This window comes from Bradyrhizobium sp. AUGA SZCCT0169 (genome assembly GCF_018130085.1).
GTDB lineage: Bacteria > Pseudomonadota > Alphaproteobacteria > Rhizobiales > Xanthobacteraceae > Bradyrhizobium.
Window position 1 is genome coordinate 19,489 of record NZ_JAFCMC010000029.1, and the last position, 16,219, is coordinate 35,707.

Here is a 16,219-nt window from a genome sequence, read left to right on the forward strand (position 1 = left end):
GTCGTACAGGAGCCAAAGCCATGACTTCCCATCCAAGGACCCACAAGGGAGCGGTGCTGATCGCGGCGTACGTGATGTTTTTCTGCGTAGTGGCATTCCTGTCGGTCAACCTGACATCACCCACCAGCGCCGCGCTCGGCGCTGACTGGCAGTGCAGCCGGTTTGCGCTCGTATTCACGACCTGCACCCCGGTGCGTGCACACGAGACGGTTTCCACTGACGTGCGCAAGCGGACCTAGTAGCGAGCGCTATAAACCTTCGTATTGTTCCGCGACACCTTGAGATACCCGACGTTAACCTCCGTCCAATTGAGCCGCCGATCGCGATCAGTTAGCTAGGGGGTGCGGTAGCGCTCCTCGCGCTATCGCTGCCCTCCTTGGGCGTTTCCTCCCTAGACTCGGGCCGCTTGCGCCAACGCAGGCGGCCTTTCTTTTTGTGTATGCCGTTACATCCGCAACAATTCCCCGCCAGCACAGATTCCAATCCACAACCCGGCCGTGGTGCTACGAGCGTCCTGATTCAGGAGTGCACACCCTAATTCGGAAACTCGACCATCGCTTCCCCGGTCGCGACCTTCTCGCCCGTCTGGTTGCGCACCATGACGTCGATCAGCACCCAGCGCGAGTTCTTGGTCACCTGCTTCGACTTGATGATGCCGGTCGGCTGGATGGTGTCGCCGGGCTTCACCGGCTTAACCCATCTTGTTTCGAGGCGACGGTGGATGGCGCCGGCCGGATAGGCCCAGTCGGTCAGCATCCGGGAAATCAGCCCGAAATTGTTCATGCCGTGCATGATGATGCCGCCGGGGCACGAGGACAAAATGGTCCGTCGTCACGGTCCAACATAGCGCCGTTAATGCTGTGACTTTACCTCCGCTTTCAGCGGCATAGCAGACATGGTCAGACCTGCCGCTGGTTCACCCCTGTAGCGAATGAACCAAGGCAGACATCGGCCTCCTCAGTTTTCATCAGGGGATGAGTGCCAATTCTCACAGCTGCTGGCCGCAAAGTGGCAGGCCTAACCTTGGTCTAGGCTGTTCTCCGGGGAGACGCGTGAGTTCATCACCGTTCTTGGACCCGGAGGGGGAGAGGGATTATAATCGAACCTTCCAACTGCGGCGCAACTTAGCCGAGCAAACCGCCTCTGGAAATGGCTCAGGCAAGATTGTTCGACCTTTCGTCCCAAGACCTGAAGGTCACAACCAGTGAGAATGACGCCATCGCTGTGCCAGCATCACAAGAGTCGAAGGGGTCGATCAAAACCTATACGTGGCGTAAAGGTAGGTGAAGTCTACATCTCGGCCCCCCGCCATTTGCAGGACCCTGGCGGGATCGAAGTGGACGTAGCCGAGACCGGTCTCGACATGACGATCCACCTGCCAGGCGAGATCGATAGAAAATTGACTGCCGGTGAATCTGCCGGGTTGGCCTGCCGTTCCGGCCACGGGGACGCCGGCCCCGGTATAAATCGCGTCGGCGGTGGTGGCGCGCCACAGAAAGCCATAGCCCAGCGTCAGCTGGAGCTTCTCCATCGGAGTGAAAGACAAGCTCGGCTGCAGGTTCATGACATTCGAGGGCCCAAGGATTGCAGCTTGGTTGAAATATGCCAGCTTTGGGAAGAGTGCGTTCAAGGTCCCCAGCGTGGCGTCGTGCAAATTCTGGTCTCCGCTCCCGATATCGGCTTTCAACCCAAGCCGGACTTTCCAGCCTGCAGGGTCAAACGTGTACCCCGTGTCGGTCGAGACACCCCAAGCTCGGATATTTTGATCCGCGAAAGTCCCGAACTGGCCAAGTACCTCCCAATCCCAGTCCCACCCCCCAGCCGAGCCGAAGAAGCGTGAGCCGATGGTTTGTCGTCGTTCCTCCCCCCGCCCCGCTGCGAAGAGCGCCTGTTTATTTTCGAACCCCAGATAGTAGAGGTCGTGCTTCCCACCAGAAACGAAGCTCGCCGGTGTCGTGGCGTAGACGCCCCAGAAAGCCTGCCTCTGATCCGAGGGATCGTCGAAGATGCCGGCCTGATGCTGAACGGGGCGCGTGACGAAGGCGTCGACGCTGACGCCCTCAATGGCGCCACTCAGACGCGCTCCATCAAAGCTGCGGCGTACGTTCGGGGCATCCCGGATCGCAACCAGGCGCTGTGAGCCGTACGCCATCTCCTGGCGCCCTAGACGGAGAATCGGGTCCCGGTCGGCACTGAACGGCAGTCGAAAATCGACAAACGCCTGCTGAAAATCGAGCCGGTCGAGATAAGGAGGCGCTGCGGCGTCCTTCCAGGGGGCAAGATGATTGCCGACCTGAACGAACGCGCGAAAGTAGTCGCTCGCGTGCAAGTCGGCGTGCAAGAGAAGTCGGTGTAAGAGATAGCTGTTCGGCCCTTGACCCTGTAACCCAAGATTCGGGTGCGAGTAGAATTCGAAGCGCTCGCGGAGTTCGCCGCCGAGGCTGAGATACCAAGCAGGATCCGAACCCATGGGGATATATTTGATCGGGTCCCAGATGTCCGTGCGCTTGGTCGGATCCTGGAGATATCTGTAATCTTCCTCGAAGCGGAAAAGCTTGTAGGGGGGTGGCATATCCTGTTTCGGCGGTTGCTGCGCATAAGCGATCGAGGCAGAGCCCAGAACGAGCAAGCAGCAGGGTAGTTGTAGTGCTTGACGACCGTCCATGTCAGTCTCCTTGGCACTCGATTTTCCCCGATCTGTCGTGCGCAGATCCTAACCACCGATGATCTCCAGCACAGCCTCAGCGCTAAAAACTTTCGCCTGCGTCTCGCTGAAGCCAGTCCGCAGGCTTGCGACCATCGGCCCTCCTAGTTCTATGCAAGGCGGGCCAGCATGTGCGCAAATTCGATCTGCTCCACATTCCTCGCGCCGTTCGCATTGAATTCCTGAATGTGAGCTCCCTCAGTGTGATGCTTGTGCTGAGCCTCGGGTGACGCCCAATGCTCTACGAACACGAAGCGGCGGGGATCGCTTTGGTCAACGAAGAGTTCGTAGCGGAGATTGCCCTCCTCACTCCGTGAAGGCTCGACGACGGCGATCAGATCACGCCGCAATTCATCTTCCTTTCCCGCTTTCGCGTGCAGCGCAACCACCATGAACAATTCGCTCATGTTTGAGGTCCCTCTTACTGCTGGACAGCACATTGGCCGAAATGGCATCCCGGCTTTCACTGCCGGGATGCCATAACCGGTTTGTCATGCCGCACGGTCATACGAGAACTGGATGCCTGCGGTGCCCCCGGTTTCGATAAACAGGTTCATGAAGGCGGGGACCGTCTCCTTACGCGACCAGTCACGCTGCAACTCGCAGAAGAGTTGCGGTACGCTGATCATCTTGCCACCCGCCTGCTCGATCCGCCGCAGCGCCGCCTCGTGAGCCATGACGGATGTGCCCCCGACCGCGTCAGCGACGACATAGACCTCATAGTTTTCAGCCAGCGCGTCGATTGCGGGAAAAGTCAGGCAGGCTTCCGTCCAGAGAGCCGTCATGATCAGTTTTTTCCGTCCCGTTGCCTGCACCGCCTGACGAAATTCGACGTCTTCCCACGAGTTGATCGTGGTCCGGTCGATGGTCGGGATCCCCTTCAGCGCCTGTTGAACCTGCGAGATAGGCGGCTTGTTGAGCCCGGTCTTGACGTTCACCGTCGAATGAACGATCGGCAATTTGTAAGCGACGGCCGCCTTACACGCACCAACGACGTTATTGATGAGGAGCTGCCGGTCCATCGATGCAATCGAGTTCACCTGAACCGGCTGATAGTCGATGATGATGAAGGCAGAATTCTGTGGCGTTAACAACCGATCCTTGGCGGGATCGCGAATGGTTTCACTGGTCATCTTGTCCTCCTTCAATGCTCGCGTCTACGGCCAGACGTCTGTCCGAATGTTGGGCGGTTGCGAGCCCAATCCGCCCGGTGAAAGTGCTCCAATCAACGCGCCCTGACGGCGGCTCGCCAGGGCGCCAGTTCATTTAGGCTGCGCGCTGCGAATCCAGCTGTTCGTGGTCCACGGCGACCTGTTGAGCCTTTGTGTAGCTTTCGATCAGCAGCTGATAGGGCGGGAAGATCTTCGTGTAGACCTCGGCCCATTCTTTGGCGTCGTCGCGGTGCCATGTCTTCTGCAACTCCGAAGCGACCGCAGCGGTGTCCATCGGCACGACGCCGGCCTGGACAACACGCATCAGCGTGATCTCTTCCGCCATCTTCGAATAGGTCCCCGAGGCATCGACCACAGCGAACACTCTGTAGCCCTCGTGCACCGCGGCGATCGACGGGAACGCCATGCAAACACTGGTGATGGTGCCGGCGATGATCAGTGTCTTGCGGCCGGTGGCCTTGACCGCTGCGACGAAGTCCGGATTATCCCAGGCGTTGATTTCGCCTTTGCGCGCCACGTATTTGGCGTGCGGCGCATTCTCATGAATTTCAGGGATCAGCGGCCCATTCGGCCCCTGCGGCACCGAAGCCGTGGTGATCACCGGCATCTTGCACAATGTCGCCATTTTTGCGAGCGCCGCAGCACGCAAGCGCAATTCCGGAAACGGCATGTCGCCAACAGTTTGAAAGAGGCCACTCTGGTGGTCGATCAGCAACATAGCGGAATCATCCGGATCTATGACCGGTCGTTTGCCTTCGAAGTTGGCAGGACTTGCAATCGTGCTCATGACTTTTCTCCTTGGTTACAGGTCATTTTGCCCATGAGAGTCTCACGCTGCTGCGCGAGCCGAGCCGAAGGGCCGGCAGGCAGGGTCGGACTTCGGAATGGCTTAGACGTCGGCGCGGATCGCGCCAAACCTCCCGCTCTGAAAGTCGGCTATCGCACGCCTGATTTCGTCCTCGGTGTTCATGACGAAGGGGCCATACATGACGACCGGCTCGTCAATCGGCTCGCCGCTCAGGATCAAGACCGTCGCATCACTGGTGGCTTCCAGAGTCACATCGCCACCCCTTTGGTCAAGCAGCACGAACTGCGCCTCACTCGCGCTCTCGCTTCCATTGACGAGAACCGTGCCACGCAACACCGCCATGCCGACGGTGTGCCCCTCCGGCAAGGCAAGAGCTGTCCTGCCGCCCTGGCCCAGCCGCAAATCCCAGACGTTGATCGGCGTGAAAGTCCGCGCCGGTCCCCGGCTGCCCTGATACTCGCCTGCGATCACCCTAAGCCGACCCGCACTATTTGGCAAAGCCAAAGCAGGGATGTCTCGGTCGAAGAGCGTCTGGTAGCCCGGCTCAGCGTCTTTATCTTTGGCGGGCAGATTTACCCAGAGTTGGACCATCTCCAACGTCCCACCCTTGCGCGTAAACTCTTGCGAATGGAACTCCTCATGCAGGATGCCGGACGCCGCCGTCATCCACTGCACGTCACCCGGCCCGATCACGCCGCCTTTGCCCGTCGAATCGCGGTGCTCAACCTCGCCCTGATAGACGATGGTGACCGTCTCGAATCCGCGATGCGGGTGCTCCCCTACGCCGCGCGGCTTTTGCGCAGGCAAAAACTCCGCCGGGCCGGCATAGTCCAACAGAAGGAATGGGTTCACATGCTGGCCGTGGCTCGCGTTCGAGAACATCGATCGCACTGGAAAGCCGTCGCCCACCCAGTGCGGATTGGGACTTGCATAAACTCCGAGAATTTTTCGCATAGGAACCCTCCGTCCAAGGTTTCGAGCGCTCGTTTCCTTGCGATAGAGGATAGGAGCGCGACAAACCCTCGAATAGCCGGCATAATCGAGTCGCTATGTCCTATTGGGGGGACAATGGGCAACGATGCAGGACCTCAACGATCTCTATTTCTTCGCTCAGGTGGTTGAGCATAACGGCTTCGCAGCGGCGGCGCGGGCGCTCGGCATGCCGCGCTCAAGGCTCAGCCGGCGCATCGGCCTGCTCGAGGACCGTCTCGGCGTCCGTCTGCTGCAGCGATCGACGCGTCGTTTCACTGTCACGGAGATAGGCCTGGAATATTACCGCCATTGTGTCGCCATGCTAGTTGAAGCCGAGGCGGCGCAGGACGCGATCGAAAGAGCGCGCGCCGAGCCGAGGGGAATCGTTCGGTTAAGCTGTCCGTCATCGGTGCTTTATTTTCAGGTCGGTGACATGGTGGCGCGGTTTATGGCGTCGTGCCCGAACGTCGAAGTCCATCTTGAAGCCATCAATCGACCGGTCGATGTGATCCGCGAAGGATTCGACATCGCGATCCGGGTACGCTTCCCGCCACTGGAGGAAAGCGACCTTGTCATGAAGGTGCTTGCAGAGAGCACGCAACGCCTGCTGGCCAGCCCCGCGGTGATGAAGGACCTTTCCAGGCCGCTTGTGCCAGCCGATTTCAGCAAGCTTCCGACTCTTGCCTGGGGTCCGCCGCAACAACAAAAAGACTACGACTGGGTACTGGATGGGCCGAACGGAGCCACGGCCCGGATTCCTCACCAACCTCGCTTGATAACGGAGGACATGGTTACCCTGCGCCTAGCGGCCCTGTACGGCGTGGGCGTGGTACAATTACCGACCATGATGGTGACAAAAGACCTTTCCGACGGAAAATTGATCGACGTGTTGCCGGGATGGTCCCCTCAGGCGGGCATCATCCATGCCATCTTCCCGTCGCGCCGGGGTCTGCTTCCCTCAGTTCGTGCGCTCCTGGATTTTGTGGCAGCTGAATATGCGATCCTGAGCCGAGCGGAGAGACAGCAGCAGCAGCAATGGTGAGGATCTTCTCTACCGATTCGTCGCCACCGCCTCTCGTTGCTGAGATCGGCGACTGGAAGGCGCGTTGGGACGCGGCGTGGCTGCTTGGATTGGGTTGGGGCCGAAGCAACACACCACCCGGCGGCAAGGACAACAGCACCACCAAGGGCGATCGATATTTGCGATGGCTGCTTGTGGCACAAAGCGGACATGGTGAACGCCAGCGCGGATGTCCGCTTCCAGAACATGGTGGACCTCGGAAGCCGCCCGCCCAGCAGTTGATGGGTTCACGTCCTGATCTCATCCCGCCTAATTCGGAAACTCGATCATCGCCTCGCCGGTCGCGACCTTTTCGCCCGCCTGGTTGCGCACCATGACGTCGATCAGCACCCAGCGCGAGGTCTTGGTCACCTGCTTGGATTTGACGATTCCGGTCGGCTGGATGGTGTCGCCGGGCTTCACCGGCTTGACCCACCTAGCATCCGGGAAATCAGCCCGAAATTGTTCATGCCGTGCATGATGATGCCGCCGAAATTGGTCTTGCCGAAATTGCCCTTCATGTAGTCGTCGTCGAGATGCAGCGGGTTGTAGTCGAGCGAGGCATCGCAAAACAGCCGGATCGATTCGCGTGACACCGCGAATTTCGGGCCATCGATGCTGTCGCCGGCGTTCAGGTTTTCGAAGCTGGTCGTCATGACGCTCTCCGCTCATTCGGGCCGGATGGTCCAGCCGCGGCCGGAACAGATCACGTCGCCATGCTGGTTGAAGAAGACGTTGTCGTGCACCACGAACAGCCGCTCGCGCTTGATGAACTTGTCGAGCGCGCGGGCCTGCAATGTGATGACGTCGTTCGGCCGCGCCGGAATGTTGTAGCTCCAGGATTGCCCGGCATTGACGGTGCCAGGCGAGCGCATCCAGTCGTCCGCCGGCGTACAGGAAAACATCAGTAGGATGTGGATCGAGGGCGGCGCGATCAGTCCACCATAGCGGGTGGTCTTGGCGTAGGCCTCGTCAAAATAGATCGGGTGATCCTCGCCGACCGATCTGCAGTACAGCTCGATCGCCTCCCTGGTCAGCGTGTAGGGGACGGTCTTGCGCGGCTCGCCGGGCACGATGTCGTCCCAGGCCTTGCGCAGATTGGCGTCTTTCCAGAAATCGGTCTCGAAGGCTTGCCCCGGCGCCATGCCATCCTCCCTGTTTTTCCGCGATCTCGGTTCTGCCGCCTTGCGGAATTTGTTATATAGTATAATCAATTTTCCGGACCGAAAAATCAAGCCGCCGGGAACCCCAAATGGCCAAGCTCACATTGCCCAATATCGACGACGTCGTGGCGATCGACATCCACACCCACGCCGAAGAGCCCTGCGGCATGCATGGCGACGACGGCTATGACGATTTCCAGGCGCAGATGGCCGACTATTTCAAGTCGCCGCACAAGCACCCGCCGACGGTTCCGGAAACCGCGGCCTATTACCGCTCCAAGAAAATCGCAGCGGTGATCTTCCCGGTCGACGCCGAGCGCGAGACCGGTTTCCGCCGCTACAACAATTACGAGATGCTGGAAGTCGCCTCCGATCATCTCGACGTCCTGATCCCGTTCGTGTCCATCGATCCCCACAAGGGCAAGCTCGGCGTGCGCGAAGCGCGCAAGCTGATCGAGGAATACGGCGTCCGCGGCTTCAAATTCCACCCGACCATGCAGGGCTTCTATGCCAACGACCGCATGGCCTACCCGCTCTATGAGGCGATCAACGAGGGCGGCGCGATCGCGCTGTTCCACACCGGCCAGACCGGCGTCGGCAGCGGCATGCCCGGCGGCATGGGGATGCGGCTGAAATATTCCAACCCGATGTACATGGACGACGTCGCGGCGGATTTTCCCGACCTGAAGATCATCCTCGCCCACCCGTCGTTCCCCTGGCAGGAAGAGGCGCTGTCGGTCGCGACCCACAAGCCGAACGTCTATATCGACCTCTCCGGCTGGTCGCCGAAATATTTCCCGCCGATCCTGGTGCGCTACATCAACTCGATCCTGCAGGACAAGATGCTGTTCGGCTCGGACTGGCCCGTCATCACGCCGGACCGCTGGCTGGCGGATTTTGCCAAGCTCGACATCCGGGACGAGATCCGGCCCAAGGTCCTGAAGGCCAACGCACGGAAGATTTTGGGTATATAACGAGGCGTTCGCTTCGCAGGCGGACGGTTGAACAAGATGGTGGCCAGTGACCCAACTTGCCAAAATCGCCGTCCTCGTCACCGCGATCTCGACGGCAGGCATCGTTCAATGCTTCGCGGCTGAATCGCCGCCGATTGCCGTCGAGATCGAGAGCCCGCTCGCCAGCTCCCATCCGCTGCAGGGTTACCTGCGGCAAACAAGCAGCGCGGGCCCGTCGCCTGCCGTCGTCTTGCTACATAGCTGCAATGGAAATTGGGGACGGCTGGACCAGCGCTGGGGCAAGCGGATCGCCTCCTGGGGCTATGTGACGCTCACGGTCGACAGCCTCGGCCCGCGCGGCCTGAAGCACTGCGGCGAACATCCCCCGCAGGATCTGATCCTGGATGGCTACCGGGCCCTGAAGTTTCTGGCGCGCCATCCGTTGGTCGATCCTGCGCGGATTGCAGTGCTGGGTTTTGCGAACGGCGGCCGGGTGGCTCTCACGTCCGTCGAGCATGGCTTCCTGGAACAGGCATCGCCAAACAAGTTTCATGCGGCCATCGCGTTCTATCCGCCGTGCCGTCATTTCAAGGGCGGCATGACGGTGCCGACGCTGATCCTGATCGGCGAGCGCGATGACGTGACCCCTGCCGAAGAGTGCCGCAAAATGGTAGACGGCCGGGACGCCTGGGGCATATCAAGACAGAAAGATCAGGGCGCGCCGATCAAACTCATCATCTATCCCGACGCCTATCACGGCTTCGACGTACCCAGCGTCGCGATACCGGCTGAGCTTTCGGGGCGCCATCTCGAATTCAACCAGATAGCAAAAGACCAATCGGTCGTCGCGCTCCGCGAATTTCTCGACGCAACGATTGGCAGAAGAGAGTAAGTCACGTGACTATCAAAGCCGTCGTGTTCGATGCCTACGGCACGCTCTACGATGTCCAGTCGGTGGCGTCAGTTACCGAACAGGCGTTTCCCGGTTACGGCGAAATCATCACCCAAGTCTGGCGCATCAAGCAGCTGGAATATACCTGGCTGCGCTCGCTGATGCGGCGCTATGAGGATTTCTCTGATGTGACGCGGGAATCCCTAGCCTACACGCTGCGCTGCCTCGGCCTGAAATACGACAAGGCTGATTTCGCCGGGATCATGGACAAGTACCTGCATCTCGATCTCTATCCCGATGCGCTTGCCTCGCTCGCTGCGATGAGGGACAAGAAGCTTGCCATTCTCTCCAACGGCAGCCCGGACATGCTGGGCGCGCTGGTGAAGAACAGTGGCCTCGACCGCGTGCTCGATGCCACCATCAGCATCGACGCCAATAAGATATTCAAACCGAGCCCTGACGCCTACGCCTTGATCGAAAGCACCCTTCATATCCCGCCGCACGAGGTCCTGTTCATCTCCTCGAACCCGTGGGACGCCTGCGGCGCCAAGGCGTTCGGGCTCAACGTCGCCTGGATCGAGCGGGTGACGCCGGAAGCGATGGCGCTGGCCTGTCTTGAAAGCGAGACGATGCCGCCCTTGACGATGTTCAAGATATTGCGCACCCAGATGGACGAGCTCGGCGTTGCGCCCGATCATCGCATCCATGGTCTCGCCGAGCTTCCCGCCTTGGTGTCTGCCCAAAGGTCCTGAAATGAGTCTTGCCTCCGTTCGCGCCTTCTTCGCCGAGAAGGCGCCCGACATTGCGGTGATCGAATCATCGATGAGTTCAGCGACCGTGGCGCTGGCGGCCGAGGCCTATGGTGTCGAGCCGGCGCGGATCGCCAAAACGCTTTCCTTGCGGATCGGCGAACGCGTGGTCCTGATCGTGGCGGCCGGCACCTCGCGGATGGACAACAAGAAGGTGAAGGCGCTGTTCGGAGGCAAGCCGAAGATGCTGGGGCTCGACGAGGTCGCGGAGATCACCGGCCATGAAGTCGGCGGCGTCTGTCCGTTCGGACTGAAGACGCCGCTGCCGGTCTATTGCGATGTGTCGCTAAAGGCGTTCGATATCGTGGTTCCGGCGGCGGGCTCGACGCACAGCGCGGTGCGCATCACACCCGCGCGCATGGCCGAACTGACCTCGGCCGAATGGGTCGATGTCTGTGAGCTCAGAACCGAAAGCGAAGCGACGGCCTAATCGTCGTCGTCTTGATAGTAGGGTCTCTCTTGATAGGGCCTCGGCGGCAGCGGCTGGGGCTGTACCAGTGGTGCTGCACGGCCGCGCGGCGCCATTTGCGGTTGCGGCCCCCGTCCGCCTGGTTGCGCATTCGCCTGCGATTCGAATACGGCGCGGCAGTTGTTCGAGAGCTGCGGCGTATTCTGCCGCAAACACGCCACGATCCGGCTGACGTCCGGAACCTGATCGCTGCACAACCGCCATACGTCGGGGGTGCAGGCCATCTGTTGTTCCCAGGTTCCCCTGTATTCCTGGGCGAATGCGGTTGATTGCAGGGCGCCAACGCTTCCGATCGCGAGGGCAAGGCTGAGCACGATGCGTGGCGCGGCCGGGTCCGCTCGTTTCATGTCCGGTCCTTTCATTCGAGTGGTGTGGCGGTGCGGGTTCCAACTCGCACCGCTCCCAAAACTCTCCAATGAATGCGGCCACCCAACGTTCGCTCAGACAAAAAAATGTGAATGGAGTTCCCTACTCCACCTTGCCGATCTTCTTCACCGCGGCGACCAGCCGGGCGCTGTCGTCGGCAACGAATTTTGCAAATTCCGGCGCGTCCATGTAGGCGACCGGACTGCCGGCGGTTTCGAAAGTCTTGATCACCTCGGGCGCCTTGACCGCCTGCGCCATCGCGCCGCGCAGCTGCGTCATGATCGGCGCCGGCAACGCGCTCTGCGCGAACAGACCCGCCCAGATGTAGAACTCGACGTCCTTGTAGCCGAGCTCCTGGAAGGTCGGCAGATCGGGAAAGCTTGCAATGCGCGCGGCGCCCCAATTCGCCAGCACGCGCATCTTGCCGTCATCGACCTGCTGCTTCAGCGTACCCGGCGCCGAGGCTACCGCCTGCACCGTGCCGCTGAGCAGCGCGGTCAACGCGGGCGCGGCGCCGCGAAACGGCACGTGCAGCAGTTTGATGCCGGCGCTCGCCGCGAACATTTCCATCGCGATATGGAGCGTGCCATAGGGGCCCGACGAGCCGTAAGGGATCTGGCCGGGGCGCTTTTTGGCGTCATCGACGAAATCCTGCAGCGTCTTCCATGGCGCGGAGGCCGGCACCGCCAGCAGCGTGGGGTCAGCCAGCACGCGCGCGACCGGCGCGAATTGCGATACTTCGTAGGCCACCGGGCGGTCGAATAGCCGGTCGGCTTCCGGCAGCACCGCCAGCGACGACAGCGTCATCAACAATGTGTAGCCGTCGGGTTCGGCGCGCGCCGCCGCCGCATTGCCGACCGAACCACCGCCGCCACCGGCGCGGTTGTCGACGAGCACAGGCTTGCCGAGGATTCTTTCAAGCGCCTGCGCCACCGGCCGCGCCGCCAGATCAGCCTGCCCGCCCGGCGGAAACGGCACGATCATGGTGATGTTGCGTGACGGATAGGCAGCTTGCGCAAACGCCGCATGCGAGAGCGCGGTTTGCGCCAGCGGCAGCAGCGCGGCGGCTTTGAGGAGTTCGCGTCGGTTCATAGGCATTTCCCCCGGAGTTTTTGTTTTGGTTGTTGGAGGTAGCCTAGCCTAAACTCGATCCCATGGGCAAAGGCCCCGTTCGTCGCGCCGCCTCAGGACGCTTTCCTCTTCCCCTTGGCGAAATGCTTCATCAGAAACTCTGCCAGCACCTCGACGCGGGCGGGGCGCGGGCCGCCGGGGGGCGTCACCAGATGCACCGCGCCTTCCGGCTGCTTCCAGCCCTTGAGGATCACCTCGACTTCGCCGGAGGCGATCGCGTCGCCGACGATGAAGTCGGGCAGATCGGCGATACCGAGCCCGGCAATCACCGACGGCAGCACCGCCTCGCCATTGTTGACGCGCAGCTGGCCGGCCGGGCGCACGCTGGCCTGCTCGCCAGCGGCGTTGGTGTAGTGCCAGACGCCGGGCGTCGAGAGATAGGCGTAGCCGAAGCATTTGTGCTGGGACAGATGCATCGGATGCGTCGGCCGGCCGTGGCGCTTGAGATAGGACGGCGCGGCCACCGTGTAGCGCGGCATCGCGCACAGCCGCCGCGCGATCAGCGAGGAATCCGGCAACCGCGCGATGCGCAGGCCGGCATCAAAGCCCTCGCCGATCAGATCCACCGTCGCGTCGCTTAAGTGCAGGTCGATCGAGACTTCCGGATATCGCTCGAGGAATTCCGGCAATAGCGGCGCTACTGATTTCACGCCGAACGTCATCGGCACCGCGAGCCGCACCAGCCCGCGCGGCGCCGTCGATTGTGACAGCGCCTCGTTCTCGGCCGCCTCGCCGTCGACCAGGAGCTGCGTCGCACGCTCGGCCAGCTTTTGTCCGGCGTCGGTGAGCGCCAGCCGCCGAGAGGTGCGGTTGAACAGCCGCGCGCCGAGCCGTTGTTCGAGCCGGCTTACCGCCTTCGATACCGTGGCCTTGGACAGCGCGAGCTCGGTTGCCGCTGATGCAAACGACCGCAGTTCCACGACCTTCGCAAAAATCGCGAGCGCTTCGAAATCCGGGAGTTTCGGCATTCGGCCGCCTGTCGGATGTGATTGGTCGGGCCTCGCCCAACTCAGGATGCAAGCTTGACGATACCATAGGGATTGAATTTGAAATCGCCTTCCGCGTAATCGGACTCGAAGGACAGTTTGGCGCGGCGCGACTTGAGCGTTGCCTCCAGTCCTTGCCGCGCGATCTCGTCAGCGACCGCATCCATGGTCGCGACGGCTTGCCGTTCACTGCCATGGGATTTCGGCACGAACACTTCGGGCAATCCCGCCAGGTGAAAACCGACGCTTTCCAGGTATTCGTCCGAGGCCAGCGGCCGTTTGGCGAATGCCAGGCGGCAAACGCGGCGCAACGCGAAGTCATCATCGGATTTCAGCGCGGCACTGGCCTGAAGGATGAGTTCGTTCCACCTGACGAGGCCGTGCGCGACACCGGCGCTCTCGCCCTTGACGGCGGTCGCCCCCGCCTTGATGACCTGATGGACGAGCATCAGGGCACCGGTGGAAACGACCATGGCGGTTTCCGACGTCATGGGCGGGCCGAGCACGTACAGCACCGATTGGTGATTTTCCACCGCGTCCTCATCGGCGCTGGAGCGGGCATTGGGATGCACGCGATCCCAGGAAACCCCAAACGAGCGGCTCATGCGCGGATCCGGTTTGTCCTGGGAATAGGTCTGATCGATGCCAAAGCCGGTGGCAAAATCGCGGATAGCCATTGAAGCCGCGTCCGACAGCTTCGTCAGGCCGTTCGCACCGCCAAGGAAGCAAACAACGTGGCGTGGTTTCACCGCCAATCGCCGCGCTTTCGCAGCGGCATCCTGACCGGACGAGGCCGGCGTCCGGCCGCCAGCGTCTGACGGCCCCGCCACCAGCAGCGCTCCCATCCATCCCAATACTCCGCGGCGAACGGCGTTCATGCGCAACTCCTCCATACGGCGCCGAATGACGGCGCCATGCCCCTCCCCGGCGCCGCGCGCCCGAGTGACTGGCATCAGTCTGGGCAAGCCGCCCGGCGGTTCGGTCCAGGAGGCCGATTCCGTTTGTTTGGACGGTCGAAATTGCGGATGTCCGGCACGGGCCGTCTTCCATTAGATCATAAATAGAAACAATGTGTTTCGATAGTTTCTATTTATATACCACGTCGGGAGGCATATCCAATGGCCATCGGAATTCAAGCAACGGAGAAATCCAATGGCCAGGAAACTTTCGGGCAAGGTAGCCCTCGTCACCGGCGGCTCCCGCGGTATCGGCGCAGCCAGCGCCCGCGCCCTCGCGGATCACGGCGCCAACGTCGCCATCAGCTATGTCGCCTCCCCTGACAAGGCCGAAGCCGTCGTCAAGGAGTTGAAGGCCAAGGGTGTCGAAGCCCGCGCCTTCAAGGCCGACCAGGCTTCATCTCTCGAGGTCGAGCAATTGGTCAATGACGTCGCCAAGCACTTTGGCCGGCTCGACATTCTCGTCAACAATGCCGGCGTCGCCGTCAGCGGCGCAGTCGATGATGCCAACGCCGACACCGCGGCACTGGCGCGCCAGAACGCGATCAATGTGCATGGCGTCGTCACCGCGATCCGTACAGCCTCGAAGCTGATGGGCGAAGGCGGACGCATCGTCACCATCGGTTCGGGCATTGCGACCCGCGCATCGTTCCCGGGCCTCGCCGACTACGCCGCCACCAAGGCTGCGATCGTCGGCTACAGCAAGGGCGCATCGCGCGACCTCGGCCCCCGCGGCATCACTGTGAACGTGCTGCAGCCGGGCTCGATCGATACCGACATGAACCCGAAGGACGGCGGCGATTTCGCCGAAGCCCAGCGTACGCAGCACGCGCTGCAACGCTACGGCACCGCCGAAGAGATCGCAGCCGGCGTCGTGTTCCTCACCAGCCCGGACGCCTCGTTCGTTACCGGCACCGTGCTCAACGTCGATGGCGGCTTCGGCGCCTAGTTCAATTCATCCAGGCGAGGCCGGGCGCGTGGCGCCTGGCACCTCGCACAAAACTTAACAAGGAGTATTTCCCATGATCGAACTCAGACCTTTTGCAGAACTCGGCGGCGCCGACCACGGCTGGCTGAAGGCAAAGCATCACTTCTCCTTCGGCAGCCATTATGACCCCGACAATATGGGTCACGGCTCGCTGCGGGTGTGGAACGACGACGAGATCGCCCCCAATACCGGCTTTCCCGCCCATCCCCACGCCAACATGGAAATCATCACCTATGTGCGCGAAGGCGCGATCACGCATCAGGATTCACTTGGCAACAAGGGCCGCACTGAAGCCGGCGACGTGCAGGTGATGAGCGCGGGATCCGGCATCCGTCACGCCGAGTACAATCTCGAACCGACCAATGCACGGATCTTCCAGATCTGGATCGAGCCGACCACACAGGGCGGCCAGCCGACCTGGGGAGCCAAGCCGTTTCCGAAGTCGGACCGTTCCGGCAAGCTCGTCACCATCGCCAGCGGCATCGCCGGCGACAAGGATGCGCTGCCGATCCGCGCCGACGCCCGCGTGCTCGCCACTACGCTGAAAGCCGGCGAGAGCGCGGAATACGAAGCCGGCAAGGCGCGGCACCTCTATCTGGTGCCAGCGGCCGGCAGCGTCGAAGTCAACGGCGTGCGCGTCAACGCCCGCGACGGCGCCGCGATCCGTGACGAGGCCAGGCTGACCATTACGGCGCTGGAAGACAGCGAACTGGTGCTGGTCGACGCGGCGTAGTCCCCACACTCACTCCTCGTCATGCCCGGGCTTGACCCGGGCATCCACCCCGCTCCG

Annotated in this window: 21 protein-coding genes; 8 read left to right on the top strand and 13 right to left on the bottom strand. The window is 61.6% G+C overall.

Annotated features, from left to right (window positions below):
- The first annotated feature begins 20 nt into the window (after positions 1–20).
- Positions 21–239, top strand: coding sequence for a hypothetical protein (locus JQ609_RS25855; RefSeq protein ID WP_212275676.1), 219 nt, complete (start codon positions 21–23; stop codon positions 237–239).
- 295 nt (positions 240–534) lie between these two features.
- Here the strand turns inward: JQ609_RS25855 and JQ609_RS25860 are convergent, their stop codons facing one another.
- The 6 genes from JQ609_RS25860 to JQ609_RS25885 form a co-directional block, all read right to left on the bottom strand.
- A complete protein-coding gene (locus JQ609_RS25860; RefSeq protein WP_249128423.1) occupies positions 535–819 on the bottom strand; it encodes a MaoC family dehydratase in 285 nt (94 codons plus the stop codon).
- Between the two features lie 436 nt (positions 820–1,255).
- Positions 1,256–2,665, bottom strand: a complete 1,410-nt coding sequence (locus JQ609_RS25865; RefSeq protein ID WP_212209593.1) for an alginate export family protein — start codon at positions 2,663–2,665, stop codon at positions 1,256–1,258.
- Positions 2,666–2,814: 149 nt separating this feature from the next.
- Positions 2,815–3,111 carry a putative quinol monooxygenase gene (locus JQ609_RS25870; RefSeq protein WP_212209592.1) on the bottom strand — a complete coding sequence of 99 codons (297 nt, stop codon included), beginning with the start codon at positions 3,109–3,111 and terminating at the stop codon, positions 2,815–2,817.
- Between the two features lie 84 nt (positions 3,112–3,195).
- Positions 3,196–3,837 carry a hydrolase gene (locus JQ609_RS25875; RefSeq protein ID WP_212209591.1) on the bottom strand — a complete coding sequence of 214 codons (642 nt, stop codon included), beginning with the start codon at positions 3,835–3,837 and terminating at the stop codon, positions 3,196–3,198.
- 133 nt (positions 3,838–3,970) lie between these two features.
- Complete coding sequence (locus tag JQ609_RS25880; protein ID WP_212209664.1) at positions 3,971–4,654, bottom strand: hydrolase; 684 nt, start codon at positions 4,652–4,654, stop codon at positions 3,971–3,973.
- A 111-nt stretch (positions 4,655–4,765) separates the two neighbouring features.
- On the bottom strand, positions 4,766–5,638 hold the full coding sequence (locus JQ609_RS25885) for a pirin family protein (RefSeq protein WP_212275677.1): 873 nt from the start codon (positions 5,636–5,638) through the stop codon (positions 4,766–4,768).
- 124 nt (positions 5,639–5,762) lie between these two features.
- On the opposite strand from JQ609_RS25885, the gene JQ609_RS25890 reads away from it, so the two are divergent.
- Positions 5,763–6,698, top strand: a complete 936-nt coding sequence (locus tag JQ609_RS25890; RefSeq protein WP_212275679.1) for a LysR family transcriptional regulator — start codon at positions 5,763–5,765, stop codon at positions 6,696–6,698.
- A 288-nt stretch (positions 6,699–6,986) separates the two neighbouring features.
- Here the strand turns inward: JQ609_RS25890 and JQ609_RS35270 are convergent, their stop codons facing one another.
- From JQ609_RS35270 to JQ609_RS25900, 3 genes are read right to left on the bottom strand one after another with little or no spacing between them, the layout of a single operon-like run.
- Positions 6,987–7,139 carry a hypothetical protein gene (locus tag JQ609_RS35270; protein WP_249128425.1) on the bottom strand — a complete coding sequence of 51 codons (153 nt, stop codon included), beginning with the start codon at positions 7,137–7,139 and terminating at the stop codon, positions 6,987–6,989.
- On the bottom strand, positions 7,136–7,372 hold the full coding sequence (locus JQ609_RS35275; protein WP_249128427.1) for a MaoC family dehydratase: 237 nt from the start codon (positions 7,370–7,372) through the stop codon (positions 7,136–7,138). The genes JQ609_RS35270 and JQ609_RS35275 overlap by 4 nt, the downstream gene beginning before the upstream one ends.
- Positions 7,373–7,384: 12 nt before the next feature.
- Positions 7,385–7,861 carry a MaoC family dehydratase gene (locus tag JQ609_RS25900; protein ID WP_212275681.1) on the bottom strand — a complete coding sequence of 159 codons (477 nt, stop codon included), beginning with the start codon at positions 7,859–7,861 and terminating at the stop codon, positions 7,385–7,387.
- Between the two features lie 107 nt (positions 7,862–7,968).
- On the opposite strand from JQ609_RS25900, the gene JQ609_RS25905 reads away from it, so the two are divergent.
- The 4 genes from JQ609_RS25905 to JQ609_RS25920 are packed head-to-tail and all read left to right on the top strand — an operon-like array spanning position 7,969 to position 10,963.
- On the top strand, positions 7,969–8,853 hold the full coding sequence (locus tag JQ609_RS25905; RefSeq protein WP_212036908.1) for an amidohydrolase family protein: 885 nt from the start codon (positions 7,969–7,971) through the stop codon (positions 8,851–8,853).
- A 46-nt stretch (positions 8,854–8,899) separates the two neighbouring features.
- On the top strand, positions 8,900–9,724 hold the full coding sequence (locus JQ609_RS25910) for a dienelactone hydrolase family protein (RefSeq protein ID WP_212275683.1): 825 nt from the start codon (positions 8,900–8,902) through the stop codon (positions 9,722–9,724).
- A gap of 5 nt (positions 9,725–9,729) precedes the next feature.
- Entirely contained in the window at positions 9,730–10,476 is a 747-nt protein-coding gene (locus tag JQ609_RS25915) for a haloacid dehalogenase type II (protein ID WP_212275685.1), read from the top strand.
- Position 10,477: 1 nt separating this feature from the next.
- Positions 10,478–10,963 carry a YbaK/EbsC family protein gene (locus JQ609_RS25920; protein ID WP_212275687.1) on the top strand — a complete coding sequence of 162 codons (486 nt, stop codon included), beginning with the start codon at positions 10,478–10,480 and terminating at the stop codon, positions 10,961–10,963.
- On the opposite strand, the gene JQ609_RS25925 is transcribed toward JQ609_RS25920, so the two are convergent.
- The 4 genes from JQ609_RS25925 to JQ609_RS25940 form a co-directional block, all read right to left on the bottom strand.
- The gene (locus JQ609_RS25925) at positions 10,960–11,349 is read right to left on the bottom strand and encodes a hypothetical protein (protein ID WP_212209583.1); all 390 of its coding nucleotides are present in this window, start codon (positions 11,347–11,349) and stop codon (positions 10,960–10,962) included. The two genes, JQ609_RS25920 and JQ609_RS25925, sit on opposite strands and share 4 nt — an antisense overlap.
- Before the next feature lie 121 nt (positions 11,350–11,470).
- Entirely contained in the window at positions 11,471–12,460 is a 990-nt protein-coding gene (locus JQ609_RS25930; RefSeq protein ID WP_212275689.1) for a tripartite tricarboxylate transporter substrate binding protein, read from the bottom strand.
- A gap of 92 nt (positions 12,461–12,552) precedes the next feature.
- Positions 12,553–13,467: a LysR family transcriptional regulator gene (locus tag JQ609_RS25935; protein ID WP_212209581.1), complete on the bottom strand. Its 915-nt coding sequence runs from the start codon at positions 13,465–13,467 to the stop codon at positions 12,553–12,555.
- 41 nt (positions 13,468–13,508) lie between these two features.
- The gene (locus JQ609_RS25940) at positions 13,509–14,363 is read right to left on the bottom strand and encodes a hypothetical protein (protein ID WP_212275691.1); all 855 of its coding nucleotides are present in this window, start codon (positions 14,361–14,363) and stop codon (positions 13,509–13,511) included.
- A 274-nt stretch (positions 14,364–14,637) separates the two neighbouring features.
- On the opposite strand from JQ609_RS25940, the gene JQ609_RS25945 reads away from it, so the two are divergent.
- Together JQ609_RS25945 and JQ609_RS25950 are read left to right on the top strand one after the other, a co-directional pair.
- Positions 14,638–15,390: an SDR family NAD(P)-dependent oxidoreductase gene (locus JQ609_RS25945; protein WP_212275692.1), complete on the top strand. Its 753-nt coding sequence runs from the start codon at positions 14,638–14,640 to the stop codon at positions 15,388–15,390.
- Positions 15,391–15,463: 73 nt separating this feature from the next.
- Positions 15,464–16,162, top strand: a complete 699-nt coding sequence (locus tag JQ609_RS25950) for a pirin family protein (protein ID WP_212275694.1) — start codon at positions 15,464–15,466, stop codon at positions 16,160–16,162.
- The last annotated feature ends 57 nt before the right edge of the window (positions 16,163–16,219 follow it).

Coding starts and splice junctions, on each gene's coding strand:
- JQ609_RS25855 (WP_212275676.1), top strand. CDS start 21: ATGACTTCCCATCCAAGGACCCACAAGGGAGCGGTGCTGATCGCGGCG.
- JQ609_RS25925 (WP_212209583.1), bottom strand. CDS start 11,349: ATGAAACGAGCGGACCCGGCCGCGCCACGCATCGTGCTCAGCCTTGCC.
- JQ609_RS25885 (WP_212275677.1), bottom strand. CDS start 5,638: ATGCGAAAAATTCTCGGAGTTTATGCAAGTCCCAATCCGCACTGGGTG.
- JQ609_RS25920 (WP_212275687.1), top strand. CDS start 10,478: ATGAGTCTTGCCTCCGTTCGCGCCTTCTTCGCCGAGAAGGCGCCCGAC.
- JQ609_RS25865 (WP_212209593.1), bottom strand. CDS start 2,665: ATGGACGGTCGTCAAGCACTACAACTACCCTGCTGCTTGCTCGTTCTG.
- JQ609_RS25930 (WP_212275689.1), bottom strand. CDS start 12,460: ATGAACCGACGCGAACTCCTCAAAGCCGCCGCGCTGCTGCCGCTGGCG.
- JQ609_RS25905 (WP_212036908.1), top strand. CDS start 7,969: ATGGCCAAGCTCACATTGCCCAATATCGACGACGTCGTGGCGATCGAC.
- JQ609_RS25935 (WP_212209581.1), bottom strand. CDS start 13,467: ATGCCGAAACTCCCGGATTTCGAAGCGCTCGCGATTTTTGCGAAGGTC.
- JQ609_RS35275 (WP_249128427.1), bottom strand. CDS start 7,372: ATGACGACCAGCTTCGAAAACCTGAACGCCGGCGACAGCATCGATGGC.
- JQ609_RS25875 (WP_212209591.1), bottom strand. CDS start 3,837: ATGACCAGTGAAACCATTCGCGATCCCGCCAAGGATCGGTTGTTAACG.
- JQ609_RS25950 (WP_212275694.1), top strand. CDS start 15,464: ATGATCGAACTCAGACCTTTTGCAGAACTCGGCGGCGCCGACCACGGC.
- JQ609_RS25900 (WP_212275681.1), bottom strand. CDS start 7,861: ATGGCGCCGGGGCAAGCCTTCGAGACCGATTTCTGGAAAGACGCCAAT.
- JQ609_RS25890 (WP_212275679.1), top strand. CDS start 5,763: ATGCAGGACCTCAACGATCTCTATTTCTTCGCTCAGGTGGTTGAGCAT.
- JQ609_RS25870 (WP_212209592.1), bottom strand. CDS start 3,111: ATGAGCGAATTGTTCATGGTGGTTGCGCTGCACGCGAAAGCGGGAAAG.
- JQ609_RS25945 (WP_212275692.1), top strand. CDS start 14,638: ATGGCCAGGAAACTTTCGGGCAAGGTAGCCCTCGTCACCGGCGGCTCC.
- JQ609_RS25940 (WP_212275691.1), bottom strand. CDS start 14,363: ATGAACGCCGTTCGCCGCGGAGTATTGGGATGGATGGGAGCGCTGCTG.